At 41.2% G+C, this 13,707-nt stretch carries 14 protein-coding genes; 4 read left to right on the forward strand and 10 right to left on the reverse strand.

What is annotated here, in order from left to right:
* Positions 1-415 precede the first annotated feature (415 nt).
* Both Q0A08_RS11315 and bioA read left to right on the forward strand, forming a co-directional pair.
* The gene (locus Q0A08_RS11315; protein ID WP_438467317.1) at positions 416-724 is read left to right on the forward strand and encodes a ComF family protein; all 309 of its coding nucleotides are present in this window, start codon (positions 416-418) and stop codon (positions 722-724) included.
* A gap of 78 nt (positions 725-802) precedes the next feature.
* The gene (gene bioA / locus Q0A08_RS11320) at positions 803-2,116 is read left to right on the forward strand and encodes an adenosylmethionine--8-amino-7-oxononanoate transaminase (RefSeq protein WP_438467319.1); all 1,314 of its coding nucleotides are present in this window, start codon (positions 803-805) and stop codon (positions 2,114-2,116) included.
* A gap of 118 nt (positions 2,117-2,234) precedes the next feature.
* Here the strand turns inward: bioA and Q0A08_RS11325 are convergent, their stop codons facing one another.
* The 6 genes from Q0A08_RS11325 to rpsF form a co-directional block, all read right to left on the reverse strand.
* Positions 2,235-3,797 carry a methyl-accepting chemotaxis protein gene (locus Q0A08_RS11325; RefSeq protein ID WP_438467321.1) on the reverse strand — a complete coding sequence of 521 codons (1,563 nt, stop codon included), beginning with the start codon at positions 3,795-3,797 and terminating at the stop codon, positions 2,235-2,237.
* Positions 3,798-3,941: 144 nt separating this feature from the next.
* Positions 3,942-5,318 carry a replicative DNA helicase gene (dnaB, locus tag Q0A08_RS11330; protein WP_438467323.1) on the reverse strand — a complete coding sequence of 459 codons (1,377 nt, stop codon included), beginning with the start codon at positions 5,316-5,318 and terminating at the stop codon, positions 3,942-3,944.
* A 153-nt stretch (positions 5,319-5,471) separates the two neighbouring features.
* Positions 5,472-5,915: a 50S ribosomal protein L9 gene (gene rplI / locus Q0A08_RS11335; RefSeq protein WP_438467325.1), complete on the reverse strand. Its 444-nt coding sequence runs from the start codon at positions 5,913-5,915 to the stop codon at positions 5,472-5,474.
* 28 nt (positions 5,916-5,943) lie between these two features.
* Positions 5,944-6,798, reverse strand: a complete 855-nt coding sequence (locus Q0A08_RS11340) for a hypothetical protein (protein ID WP_438467327.1) — start codon at positions 6,796-6,798, stop codon at positions 5,944-5,946.
* A 20-nt stretch (positions 6,799-6,818) separates the two neighbouring features.
* A complete protein-coding gene (rpsR, locus tag Q0A08_RS11345) occupies positions 6,819-7,049 on the reverse strand; it encodes a 30S ribosomal protein S18 (RefSeq protein WP_009835471.1) in 231 nt (76 codons plus the stop codon).
* A 22-nt stretch (positions 7,050-7,071) separates the two neighbouring features.
* Positions 7,072-7,479: a 30S ribosomal protein S6 gene (gene rpsF / locus Q0A08_RS11350; protein ID WP_046015138.1), complete on the reverse strand. Its 408-nt coding sequence runs from the start codon at positions 7,477-7,479 to the stop codon at positions 7,072-7,074.
* Between the two features lie 261 nt (positions 7,480-7,740).
* Here rpsF and Q0A08_RS11355 point away from each other — a divergent pair, with 261 nt between their 5' ends.
* Positions 7,741-8,481 carry a MipA/OmpV family protein gene (locus Q0A08_RS11355; protein WP_438467329.1) on the forward strand — a complete coding sequence of 247 codons (741 nt, stop codon included), beginning with the start codon at positions 7,741-7,743 and terminating at the stop codon, positions 8,479-8,481.
* 31 nt (positions 8,482-8,512) lie between these two features.
* Entirely contained in the window at positions 8,513-9,412 is a 900-nt protein-coding gene (locus tag Q0A08_RS11360) for a DMT family transporter (protein ID WP_438467331.1), read from the forward strand.
* Here the strand turns inward: Q0A08_RS11360 and Q0A08_RS11365 are convergent, their stop codons facing one another.
* Genes Q0A08_RS11365 through thiB form a run of 4 tightly spaced genes read right to left on the reverse strand, consistent with a single transcriptional unit; the run spans position 9,413 to position 13,656 of the window.
* Positions 9,413-10,279, reverse strand: a complete 867-nt coding sequence (locus Q0A08_RS11365) for a DMT family transporter (RefSeq protein WP_438467333.1) — start codon at positions 10,277-10,279, stop codon at positions 9,413-9,415. It abuts the gene before it with no gap.
* A 41-nt stretch (positions 10,280-10,320) separates the two neighbouring features.
* Positions 10,321-11,049 (reverse strand): ATP-binding cassette domain-containing protein, encoded by a 729-nt coding sequence (locus Q0A08_RS11370; protein WP_438467335.1) that lies wholly within the window; start codon positions 11,047-11,049, stop codon positions 10,321-10,323.
* Positions 11,042-12,643, reverse strand: a complete 1,602-nt coding sequence (thiP, locus tag Q0A08_RS11375) for a thiamine/thiamine pyrophosphate ABC transporter permease (protein ID WP_438467337.1) — start codon at positions 12,641-12,643, stop codon at positions 11,042-11,044. The genes Q0A08_RS11370 and thiP overlap by 8 nt, the downstream gene beginning before the upstream one ends.
* A complete protein-coding gene (gene thiB, locus Q0A08_RS11380; RefSeq protein ID WP_438467339.1) occupies positions 12,640-13,656 on the reverse strand; it encodes a thiamine ABC transporter substrate binding subunit in 1,017 nt (338 codons plus the stop codon). Before thiB ends, thiP begins: the two co-directional genes overlap by 4 nt.
* Between the last annotated feature and the right edge of the window lie 51 nt (positions 13,657-13,707).

Raw genomic sequence — 13,707 nt, forward strand, 5'->3', positions numbered from 1 at the left:
CCAAAAAATATCACAAGTTTACTACCAACATTTTTTAGATCGCTGTTATTTCTGTCGGATCAAATCAACACAGCTCGTTTGCCAACATTGCTTAGACGGTTTCACACTGAATGAGAGCTATTGCCAGACGTGTAAACTGCCCACTCCTAAGCCAATAAATTTATGTGGTGAATGTCAGAAAAAACCGCCCCAATATCAAACATTGTTTAGCCCATTAATTTACCAAGGGCATACAAAAACGCTAATAACGGGATTAAAATTCTCTAGCAAATATCAAAACTGCCAAGTTTTATGTCACTTTCTCGTCGCAATACTCAAAAAGCATTACCAACAGAGCAATCACACTCCATGGCCTCAGGCACTCATCCCTGTTCCTAGTCACATTAATAGAGTTCGTCAGCGGGGCTTTTGTCACATGAACTTATTAAGCAGCAATCTATTAGCACAGCTTGCAATAGACCTCCCCCTGCAAAACACACTTTTAGTAAAATCTGAAAATTTAGCACCACAACATGATTTAAATAAAGCACAAAGGCATAAACTAAAAGCCAATAGCTTTAATTGCCCAAAACCTGTCCCTTCTCATGTGGCTTTATTTGATGATGTCATCACCACAGGCTCAACCATTGATGCCTGCATTAGCCAATTAAAAGAAGCAGGTGCAACACAAGTGGATGTATGGAGCCTCGCAAGAACCCCTGCAAAAGGATTTGAAGACAACTAATATACTTTGCGACTAGCCCAGCTAAAAGAGTTTCGCTAAGATTGCCCAGATTAAATTAGCATGAGAAGGCGCACATCAATGACAGCTCCCATTCAAACAACAAATAAAGATCAACATTCAGAGCTAGTCGAGCTTGATAAACAGCTACTATGGCACCCCTATACATCTATGAGCACACCTATCGCTCACTACCTAGTTGAAAAAGCCCAGGGCATGCAAATTCAATTAGCAGATGGTCGACAGTTAATTGATGGCACAGCGTCATGGTGGAGCGTTATTCATGGCTATAATCATCCAAAAATAAGCCAAGCTATGAAGGCGCAAATAGATAACTTCTCCCATGTTATGTTTGGCGGCTTAACCCATAAGCCCGCCATAGAGCTTGGCCAGAAGCTGATAGACTTAAGCCCAGACGGATTAGAGCGAGTATTTTTTAGTGATTCAGGCTCGGTCTCAGTTGAAGTCGCACTTAAAATGGCCATTCAGTATTGGCACACTCAAGGCAAACCTAACAAACAAAAATTCGCCACGCCAAAAAGTGGCTATCATGGCGATACGTTTGCCGCTATGTCAGTATGCGACCCAGTCAACGGAATGCATGGACTTTTTAATCAAGCACTAACACCTCAGTACTTTGTTAGCCCTCCACCTACGGGTTTAGAAAGCGAGGTTGATCAAAGTTATTTGGATGAAATACGCACCCTCTTTAGCCAATCAAGCGAACAAATTGCCGGCTTCATACTCGAACCTGTCGTACAAAATGCAGGGGGAATGCGCTTCTATAACCCTGCATATCTAACTGAAATACAAGCAATTTGCGAGGAGTTTGATGTTCTTTTCATTTTAGATGAAATAGCTACTGGGTTTGGCCGTACCGGCAAAATGTTCGCTTGTAATCACGCTAATGTTAGCCCTGATATCATGTGTATTGGCAAAGCGTTAACTGGCGGAAACTGCTCATTGGCAGCCACACTAACCAATGACAAGGTTGCACTTGGTATCAGCGACAATGATGGCGTTTTCATGCACGGTCCCACTTTTATGGGTAACGCCTTAGCGTGTAGTGCAGCCAATGCAAGCCTTGAACTTTTGATAGAGTACGACCTTGAGGCCCTAATAGGCAATGTCGAAAACAATCTAGTTTCAGCATTAGAGCCATGCAGAGCATTAAGCAATGTTGCCGATGTTCGCTGCCTCGGCGCAATTGGCGTAGTAGAACTAAAAGAGGCTGTCGATCAAAAAGTCATTCAACCTATGCTAGTTGATGAAGGCGTTTGGGTAAGGCCTTTTGGCAAACTCGTTTACCTAATGCCTCCCTTTGTCGCAGAAAAGACTGATCTAGATAAGTTAGGTTCTGCAATTTTTAATGTGCTCTCAAAATTAAATAAATAACGATATCTAAATGAAACAAAGCCCTAAAAGTTAAATAATATGCAAAAAATAAAAGGCCCGAATCAACTGTTTGATTCGGGCCTTTTAGTGATTAGCATAAACTTTCTATAAGATAAGCTTAACCTTTAAAACGCTCTGCTAAGTTCACTTGCTCATATACTTCTTCTTCAATAGCCGTAATAGCCGCGACTGAATTTTCAGCTCGCCCAATACTCTTACTATTTAACTCTGTCACTTCACCCATTTGCAGATTCAAGTTTTCTGCTACCTGCTCCTGCTGATGAGCTGCCACATTAATTTGAGACGTCATATCCACTATTTTCATGATAGCTTCTTCGATTGATGTCATATTCAATGCCACACGCTCAATACGATCAACACCTTGCTTAGCCACTTCCGTACCATGATCGATTGTGGTTAAAACAGCCTCAGTATTACGTTTCAACTCTTCAGTCATTTGATTAATATTTTGAGTCGCTTGTTGAGTTCGTGTTGCTAATGCTCGCACTTCATCTGCAACGACAGCAAACCCACGTCCAGCTTCACCTGCACGTGCCGCCTCAATCGCAGCATTCAGCGCAAGTAAGTTGGTTTGTTCAGCGATATCACTAATAGAGTTAACCACCTCATTAATGGTGTCACTCTCTTTCGCTAATACATCAACTACTTTCTTAGCATCATTAATTTCGCTATAGACCTGACGTATCGTACTACCTGTCTCTTCAGCTAAAGTTTGGCTGCTTCGTGTTTCAGCACAAACAGATTCTGTTGCCTCAGCGGCAGCGTTAACATTTTGCGCCACCTCTTGAATACTCGATAGCATCTGCGCACCACCTGCAGCAACCAAATCAAATTTGCTATTCTGCAGCGCAAAGCCCTTAAGGTTCACGGAAACACCATTTTTAACCGTACTTGCTCGTACGGTTAAATTTTTCGAACTCTCTAATAGTCTATGACGAAAAGTATTTCGCGCTGCCTCCTGATGTAACTGAGCAAAACTCAAAGCGGCTTTAGGTCCGACTCTTTTACAATATAAGTATTGGCCAACCATATTGTGAGACTCTACAGGAATGGTCTTTAAACTTTCATCTAGACCCGTACGCTGCTGCAACACAGCAAACAATCCAATTGCACCTGCAAGCACACCAGCCACTTGAGCCCAAACAACACCAGTCCCTAAGCTAATAAGCATAAGAACTAATAAAGATAAAATTGAAGGGATAAAACTTGATTGAAAAAAAGAAGCCACTTTAACAGAGCTAGGAACGATCGACTTCCCTTTATTCACCCTATCGTATAAACCTTGAGCATGCTGCGCTTCTGCTGCCGTAGCCTTACGTCGAACAGATTCATAACCTATGACACTACCATTATCTATCAAAGGGCTTACATGAGCACTTACCCAGTAATGATCACCATTCTTTGAGCGATTCTTAACAATACCGAGCCAACAATTGCCCTGCTTTAGATTCGCCCACATATCTGCAAAAACGGCAGGCGGGACATCGGGATGACGAATCAAGTTATGAGGCTGATCCATTAACTCCTCTCTGGAGTAGCCCGCTATTTCACAAAACTCATCATTAACGAAAGTAATTTTTCCCTTAATATCTGTACTAGAAACGAGCACATAATCAGCAGGGAAAGCCGTTTCTTTGTTTGTTGCTGACATCTTACGCATAAGTTTTCTCGATATTATTTTATTATGGCCACCCATTTAAGAAGGGTGTTTTCTCTTCACATTAAAATAATTCTAAACCATTAACTAAGCTAGATAAATCAATATCGCTTTACTAAAAAAAACGTATATTGCCAATCTTTTTCCTTATTCATCATCAAAATCTTGATATGCATCCGGAGACAGATCTTCAAAACGAGTGAACTTACCCACAAATGACAGGCGACAAGTACCGATTGGACCGTTACGTTGCTTACCAATAATTATCTCTGCAACCCCTTTATAAGGCGTATCTTCGTTATAAACCTCATCACGATATACAAAGGATATAATATCTGCATCCTGCTCGATCGCTCCAGATTCACGCAAATCTGAGTTTACAGGTCGCTTATTAGGACGGTTCTCCAAACTACGGTTGAGCTGGGATAATGCAATAACAGGGCATTCCATTTCTTTCGCGATGGCCTTCAAGGAACGGGAAATCTCAGAGATTTCATTGGTTCGACCTTCGCTATAGCCTGGTATTTGCATCAATTGAAGGTAATCGATCATGATCAAGGCAACCTTACCATCACCATGCTCACGGGCTATTCGCCTTACCCTAGAACGCATCTCAGTTGGACTAATACCGGCAGTATCATCAATAAATAGCTTTCTATCTTTCAGCATTTTTACGGCAGACATGAGCTTATCCCAGTCTTCTTGCAACAACTGACCAGAACGCATGCGCGTTTGATCAATTCGTCCTAAAGAAGAAAGCATACGCATCATTAGCTGCTCAGAGGGCATCTCCAAACTAAATACGATCACAGGCAAATCAGTAATCATGGCGGCATTTTCAACCAAGTTCATCGCGAAGGTTGTTTTACCCATAGAAGGACGACCTGCCACTATAACTAAATCAGACTTTTGCAATCCTGATGTCATATCATCAAGGTCGGTAAAGCCGGTACTTAAACCCGTAATTGCACCCTCTTGATGGTAAAGCTCATCGATCTTATCCACGGTAGCGCTTAAGATATCCGACGCAATTCGCGGTCCACCTTTCTTATCACCACCCTCTGCGATTTGAAAAATTTTACGCTCAGCTTCATCCAATACTTCGGCGGCAGTTAAGCCTTCTGGATGAAAAGCACGAGTCGAAATTTCACTTGTTGTGGTTATCAGGCGACGTAAAACAGACCGTTCACGCACAATATCTGCATAACTTGCGATGTTGGCAGAACTTGGCGTCGCTTCAGCCATCTCAATGAGGTAAGCCATGCCTCCCACATCTTCGAGCTCACCACGTTTATCAAGCTTTTCACCAATGGTAACCACATCGATAGGCTCAGACTCATCAGCAAGCTTTGCGATAACGGCAAAGATTTGTTTGTGCTCTGGCCGATAAAAGTCATCAGATACAACCAATTCAGACACTTTATCCCATGCATCTGGGTCAAGCATTAAGCCACCCACAACAGAACGCTCAGCCTCAACCGAATAAGGTGGCAACTTTATTGCACTCACATCTGAATTTTCCAAACCTACACCATTAAGTAATAATCAGCTTAATCACAAAACAATTCACTTTATATTAAAAGCAAATCATCATTCACATAAAAACGCCATAAAAAAGGGCAACTGACGAAACGTCAGCTGCCCTATTTTGCAGTCTGTTATTCAGAATCTCAACGATTACTGAGCAACAACTTCCAAAGTAACAGTTGCAACTACTTCAGAGTGTAGTTGAACGTCAACTTCAAAAGAACCAGTGTGGCGAATAGCGCCTTCTGGTAGACGTACTTCTGACTTAGAAACTTCTGCAGAAGCAGAGATCACGTCAGCAATATCGCGAGTACCGATAGAACCGAATAGTTTACCTTCATCACCAGCGTTTGCTTCGATAGTGAAAGTTTTGCCATTCAATTGTTCTGCACGTGCTTGCGCAGCAGCAGTACGTTCTGCAGCTTGAGCTTCTAGCTCAGCACGACGTTCTTCAAAAGTTGCAATATTAGCTTTCGTTGCCATTACAGCTTTTTTGTTCGGAATCAAAAAGTTACGAGCATAGCCTGGTTTTACGACAACTTGGTCACCGATACCACCTAGCTTAGTTACTTTGTCGAGTAGAATCACATTCATCTCGATCACCTCTAAATAATCATTAGCTTTAGTCAGAAGTGGGCGCTGCACCAGAGATACGACTACGGATATCAACAAAACTATCAACAATAACTAATACAATCAGCATATTGACGATATAAGCGTTTAATATAAACAGTCCTACTAGGTAAAAAGCAATCAGCCCAACTTTCCCAATATTCTTTTTCGCAAACACACCATGCACTAGCGCTAGTCCAACAAGGACAAAAATAGGAATCACTATGTGAGCAAAGAACTGAAATGACTCACCCAAGCTTTCGCCTAAGAAAACCATCACCGCAAATGTTAATGTGACTGGTAAAGTCAACTTTAACTGCAAAAATTCTTTTGCTAAACCACCTGGGTTATACAATTTTGACTGCCAACTCCTCGCAAGGAAAACAGCCGCAATTGATATACACATTTGTGCCACTGACATAGAAACAACGAGCTCTTGATACAAGTCCTCATCACTTACACCTGTCACCTTCATCTGGGAAAACAGCCCTTTCATCATCTCAAGAAGAAGATCGAGCACACCAGACATCAACAAAGGGAGCATAAAAACGTTCACAACAGCAATTACAACTGCCATTACAAACAAAGCCCCCCAGGACACGGTAGTTCTTAACACATAACTAAATAAGGCAGCTTGAACCAATATTAAAATGGTTGTCGCATCACCCTGAAAGACCCACAGCAATAAGGCTGTTAGCCCTCCCCACGCAAATACAGATATGCCTTCTGCAACACCTTTTCTAAGTACCACTAACGCTTGTATCGCGCCAGCTATAAAAACAAGTAAAGGAATGGCACTAAACGCCGCAACGCCAATAACGGCATTCATTCGACGATTCATTACCCATTGCGCTAATTTACTCATCAGGTACTTAAACCACGTTCTTAGTTGAAGTGGCTATCAGTGTATGGCAATAGTGCGATGTAGCGAGCGCGTTTGATAGCGGTCGCTAGCTGACGCTGGTAACGTGCCTTAGTGCCAGTAATACGGCTAGGTACGATTTTACCAGTTTCAGTAACATAACCTTTAAGTGTGTCTAGATCTTTGTAATCGATCTCAACGGTACCTTCTGCTGTAAAACGGCAGAACTTACGACGACGGAAAAAACGAGCCATGAGGATCTCCTAAATTAATAAATTACTCTGCAGATTTTTCTTCAGCAGGTGTTTCAACAGCTTCTGTACGTTCTTGACGCTCTTCGCGTGGTGCGCGACGGTCTTCACGGCTTTCAGCAGCTTTAATTGGAGAAACTTCAGTTACCGCACCTTTACGACGGATCACCAAGTTACGGATGATTGCATCGTTGTAGCGGAAAGTGTCGTTTAATTCAGACATAACAGCTTCAGAAGCTTCAATGTTCATAAGAACATAGTGAGCTTTGTGAATTTTGTTAATTGGGTAAGCTAATTGGCGGCGACCCCAATCTTCTAGACGGTGTACTTGACCACCATCTTCAGTGATTAGGTTAGTGTAACGCTCAACCATCGCTGGAACTTGTTCGCTTTGATCTGGATGAACCAGAAAGACGATTTCATAATGACGCATTGAAGCTCCTTATGGGTTCTTAGTCTCCGAAGCTCCCCCGTTAAAAGCTGTGAGACAAGGAGTGTATGATTTACGGGGTGGCGAATTGTATAACAAACAAACATAAAAGCCTAGTCGAACTAGAATTAAATCTGCATCATTATAATAAGGAAGGGTTTGCGTCTTTTTTACTAATTTAAGCCTATATTAATAGGCATTTTTTTGACATTATGCCCAAAGTTTTCATACCTAAACAGGACTACTGGAGAAAAGGACCTTTTCATGAGAAACGTCACTAAAATTGCCCTACTAAGTTTATTATTGCCTTCTTCAGTCATGGCCCAGACAGTACCACCTTGGACCTTAGGAGCAATTTCTAATACCAGTTCATCCGTTCATCTAGATACTGATAAAGAAACCAAAGCACTGCCCCTTATCGTTTACCAAGGTGAGCATGTTTACTTTCAGGGTATCGAACTGGGTTATCGTTTACTCCCTTTACAGTCTTTCCATAATTTAAGCTTTGGCCTAAGTCTTGAAAATGAAAGTTACGATCCAGATGATTCAGACAATGTCGATGTAAGAAAACTAGACGATAGAGACATCACGCTAATGTCTGTAGCAGCTTATCGTATAGGCCCCGTCACCTTTAAAGCAGGCCAAGATATCTTAGGTGAACATGATGGCTTTTTTGCCGAAGTCAAAGCGAAATTAAGACTGAGAGTGAATGAAATAGGTGTTTCTCCTGAAATATCTTATCGTTACCTAGATAAAAAACTAAGCAATCATGTCTATGGTGTTAGCCAAGCAGAATCAGACAGAACAGGTGGCAATATCGCCGCTTACGATTCAGGCAGTACTCAAAAAATTAGTGTGGGGGTTGCAGTAAATTACCCTTTAACAAAATCAGCCTTTGTTAATTTAAAATACTCTCACAGTCGCTATAACGACATTACCAACAGCCCAATTGTTGAAGATGATAAAAGTAACGCTGTTAGTATCGGCGCTTTGATGCGCTTCTAATATTTTAGGTAAACAAAGAAGAAAACGTGCCATGACAACAGAAAAAAACAATCAGCAAGCTATTATTTATGGGCTCATTTCTGTCTTTTTTTGGTCCACCGTTGCCACAGCTTTTAGCATCGCCTTAAGGCACATAGAACCAGCACAACTTTTACTTGTCGCTAGCATCACCTCTTTTGGCTTTTTAATGACGTTAGTCTTGATAAAAAAACAAGGCCAAGCATTATTGCAAGAAGCAAAAACCAGTTATAAAAGCTCTTTCTTTTTCGGTGCCATTAACCCTTTTATATATTATCTAATTTTACTGGTTGCCTACGACCTACTGCCTGCTCAAGAAGCACAAGCGATTAATTACACTTGGGCAATTATGCTTAGTTTACTTGCTGTACCTATCATGAAACAAAGACTGACACTGAATGATACGCTAGCAGCACTTTTCTGTTATTTTGGCGTGCTCTTTATTGCTACTCACGGCCAGCCGTTTTCACTTAAGTTCGGCAACCTCCTTGGGGTAGCAATGGCATTATTAAGCACGATTATTTGGGCGCTTTACTGGTTATTAAATACTAAAGATAAGCGCCCTAGCCTAATCGGACTGACATTAAACTTTGCTTTCGCCATTCCAATGATTTTCATATATTGCTGGATAACAGGTAACCTTAGTAACTGGCCTATCGAAGGCGTTTTAAGCGCCCTCTATATTGGTCTTTTTGAAATGGGAATCACTTTTGTACTGTGGAATCAGGCCCTTAAGCTGACTGATAAGGCGAGTCGCATTGCCAATTTTATTTTTCTCTCCCCTATTTTATCTATTTTTTGGTTAACTCAGTTTGCAGGTGAAAGCATACAAAACTCAACGCTCGTTGGTCTTGCCTGTATCCTAATAGGTTTAACTGTGCAAAACCTTCGCCGAGCAAAATCACAAAAGTAGCTAAGCCATAGATTTTCTACCACCTAAATAAGTAGTTAAAAGCACACTCGAAAAAATAAGCAACATACCTGACATTGCAAGTAAGTCTGGCACATGCCCCCAAATCAACATCCCCCAAAGCCCGCTAAAAACTACGCCAATATAACTCACTGGCGAAACAATACTTGCAGGAGCAAAACCGTAAGCCAAGGTATATAGGTACATAGCAAAATATAAGGTTAATCCCACTATCAATATATGAGGAATAAGATAAACAGGCACTAACAAAGATGTTTGGTTATATACAGACAAGAGCAAAGATAAGACAGCCGAAATTAAAAAATAAATCGTCATTGTCTCTTTTGCTCTAACGTTTTTTGAAAGCATCCGAGTCGTCACCATTGAAAAAGCCAGACCAATGGCAGACAAAAAACCAACGAGTTGCCAAGGATCAAACTGGCTCGGGGTCGGCCTTATAATAAGCGCAACGCCTAAAAAACCTAAAATCAAAGGTAACCAGCGAGAACTCGGAACTTTTATTTTATGTACAAGCAAAACGACTAAAGGCACACATAAAGGCACACAAGCTCTTAACATTGACGCTTCCACCAAAGGAATATGATTAATTGCGAGGTAGAAAAAATAAAAGCCTAAAAAACCAGATATGCTGCGTAAAAAGTGTGTTCTCCACACACTCACATTATGTCGACGCCAATGACCTCTTTGCTGAGGTAGCAATATGGTCACGCAAAAGAGGCTTTGCCAAAAAACCAATGCTGACACGGCGACTTCTGCTTGCACCAGTTTAGCAACCAAGCTAGTAACTGACATGATGAAAGCATAGGCGAGAGTCGCCAAAACCCCTTTTACCAATAGGCTATCTTTCAAAAGGTGCTCCAAGCAAAAACCAAAGAATGAGATAAAAAGTATCAGTGATTTAAATAACGTGATAATTCAGGTTTTTTATCAATCTGATTGAGAACATCCACACTCTCATGTAACACGACCTTTCCACTTTCTATCAGAATAAGCTTCCCTCCAACTAAAAGAGCTTCTTCAGGCAAATGAGACACAATCAAACTGGTGAGCTCTAATTGCTGAGTAAGATCTGCCACTAACGTCAGCATCTGGCTGCGTAAACTAGGGTCTAACGCACTAAAAGGCTCATCGAGCAAAAGGATAGATTTCTTCTTTTCCTCTTGAGCAACAACAGCCCGAGCAACAGCCCTAGCAATTGCAACTCGCTGCGCTTGTCCGCCTGATAACGCCTCAGGTAACTTAGTGAACATACCCTCAAGCTGAGTGCGTTCTAACGCCCACATAGCAGCTTCTTTTTGAATAGCACTCAGCTTCAAATTTGTAGCTAATCCTATGCTAACATTTTGCCACACACTTAATTGAGGAAATAAATTATCACTTTGAAATAAGGTTGTGATTGGCCTTTGCTCGGGCGTCAAAACCGTTAAGTCTTGCCCTAGATACTCGATCCCTTTACGCGCATCTAAAAACCCTCCAATAAGGTGTAGTAAGGTACTTTTTCCTTCTCCACTGCGCCCTAGTAGGGTCGTTACACCACTAGCCAAGCTAGCTTGATAATTTGCATTAAAGCCTTCACCATCTTGATTACGCCATTGATATTGCACATCTAGGTTAAGCATTTGGCTTCCCTCCTATCACACGAGTGCAAAGTGAAAATAAAGCAAAACATAACAAGACTAGAATCACAGCGATACAAGCACCTTGATCTATTCGATATGAACCGATTAATTGAAAAAGATATAGCGGCAGAGAGGTTAACCCTTGCGAGCCAAATAACGCGATCACACTCATATCCCCTAAACTTAAAAGAAGCGCATAAGCTGTCGCTTGAGCAACAGATTGTCGTACTATTGGCCACTCCAATCTAAACCTTGCAACTCCTCTCAGTCCTAGACTTTGATACAATTTACGATAACGTTTTTCTTGCTGATAAAAAGTTGGCAGTACAACTCTTAGTACAAACGGCAAAGCCATCACGGCATTTACCCATACCACTACCCAGTAAGCATTATCAAAAGCTGCAATACCTAAATGACGCAACAATAAAAACAAGCCTGTAGCCATTACCAAACTTGGCACAATTAAAATCATACCGCCTAAATACTCAAGCTTACTCGGCAACCAAGACCAACCCGCTTTATCCATTGATACCCTCGCTAATACAACAAACCCCATTGCTAACACTAAGCTTAAAGCAGCACTAGGAATCGCTATTTTGATAGACACCCAAACAGCTAGCCATGTCGCTTCTTGGAACAAAGTAGTGATAAATAGAGGCGTAAAAATAGGGGATAAAATAGCCATAAAAGGAGGCAATAAAATAAGCAAAGCCAAAGCCAGAAAACTCAAATCCAAACACCTAGCTTTAACACTATCCTTCACGGGGAAACTTTTAATCTGCTTTAAACTAAAATCTTGTTGGTAAGCGCTTGCAAACTTATAAACTAAAGCCGCAATTAAAGTGCAAATAAAGACCTGCAATAAAGACAAAACACTTGCCTTAGCAATATCGAATTCAAATTTAAGCGCCTGATAAATCGCTACTTCTAAAGTGCTTGATTTAGGGCCCCCACCCAAACTCAAAACAACAGCAAAACTTGTAAAGCAAAGCATAAAGATAAGTAGAAAAGCACCCGGTAAGGCTTTACGTAAATAAGGCCACTCCATCCATCGAAATACATTCCATCGAGAAAAGCCAAGTTGATAAGATAAACGCCATTGACCAGAAGGAATGAGATTATGTGCCTGTATAAGTATACGAACAGCGAGCGGCATATTAAAAAACACATGTGCTAGTAAGATACCAAACAATCCATAAAGAGGTAGCTCAACATCCGTTACTGAGGTAATCCAGCCACTACGTCCATAAACAACAACTATCCCTAAAATTGCCACTATACTTGGCACAACTAAAGAAATTGAAAAAAGTTGCAATAGAAAATCCCGCCCCTTAAAACGTCGATGCATTAAGGCACTTGTAACAGGGATGGCAACAATGAGACTGAGCACACTACTTAGCAAAGCTTGCCAGAGAGAGAATTTAAGTAGTCGCCAGATGTAACGGCTCGAAAGGGTTTCATACCAGTTTGAAACATCTTGGAAAGCGAGCAAAACAACGAAACTCGCAATACCAATAATACAGAAAACGCTAACAATTAAGATAGCTGGCAGTAAACTTTTATCAAGCCTACCACCAAATAAGCCTAGTCTCATTGAGTCACTGAATCTAACCACTCATTAATCCACTGCTTACGGTTAGCAGCAACTTGCTCTGCAGGCAAAGTTAATACTTTAGTTGGCTGTTCAAGACCAGTAAATGCTTTTGGTAAGTTATCTCCTAACTCAATAACAGGAAACATCCAATTACCTGTTGCTACTTCACCTTGGAAACCTTGAGTCAAAATAAACTGCATAAATTGATCCGCTAGCGCCTTGTTAGGTGCATTTTTCAATTGAGCTGCCACTTCAACTTGAGGATAAAAACCTTCCGATGCAGGCACGGCCTGATATTTAGATTCACTCTCTACCACCATATGGTAAGCAGGTGATGTGGTATAACTTAAAACAAGATCAGCTTCACCTTTTAGAAACATACTATAACCATCATACCAACCCTTGGTTACTGTCTTAGTATGGCCTGCTAATGTCTGCCAAGCCTCAGCGGCATCATCACCATAAACTGATTTCATCCACAACATCAGACCTAAACCAGGTGTACTGGTTCTTGGATCTTGGTAGATTACAGAAAGGTCTTGATTTTCTACTACGTCCTTCAAAGACTTAGGCACTTCTTTCAAGGTTTCAGTATTATAAATAAATGCGAAATATCCTTGATCAAAAGGCACAAAATGAGAATCACTCCATCCACCTGGTGTTGTTACCTTACTAGTATCTACATTATGCTCAGCAACTAAACCACTCGCTTTAGCAGCTTGCATTAAATTCAAATCTAAGCCTAATAGAACATCCGCTCTTGAACCGCTTCCTTCAAGCTGAACGCGAGATAGAATACCAACAGAAGAATCTAAGGTGACGTAATTTAGAGTACAAGCACACTCTTTTTCAAAGTTCGTTTTAATCTTAGGACCTGGGCCCCAGTCCGATGCAAATGAATCATAGGTATAAACATTTAGTATCTTTGTTTCTTCGGCCTGTACCATAGAGGCTGATAAAGACAAGCTGGCAAGGGAAGCTAGCGCTATTGAAGTAATATAAGGTGTTCGCATTTTGTCGCTCCTAAAAACAAGCCTAATGTGGCATTGTGAGCGGCGAGGCTT

The sequence above is a fragment of the Marinomonas sp. PE14-40 genome (genome assembly GCF_051623805.1).
Taxonomy (GTDB): Bacteria; Pseudomonadota; Gammaproteobacteria; order Pseudomonadales; family Marinomonadaceae; genus Marinomonas.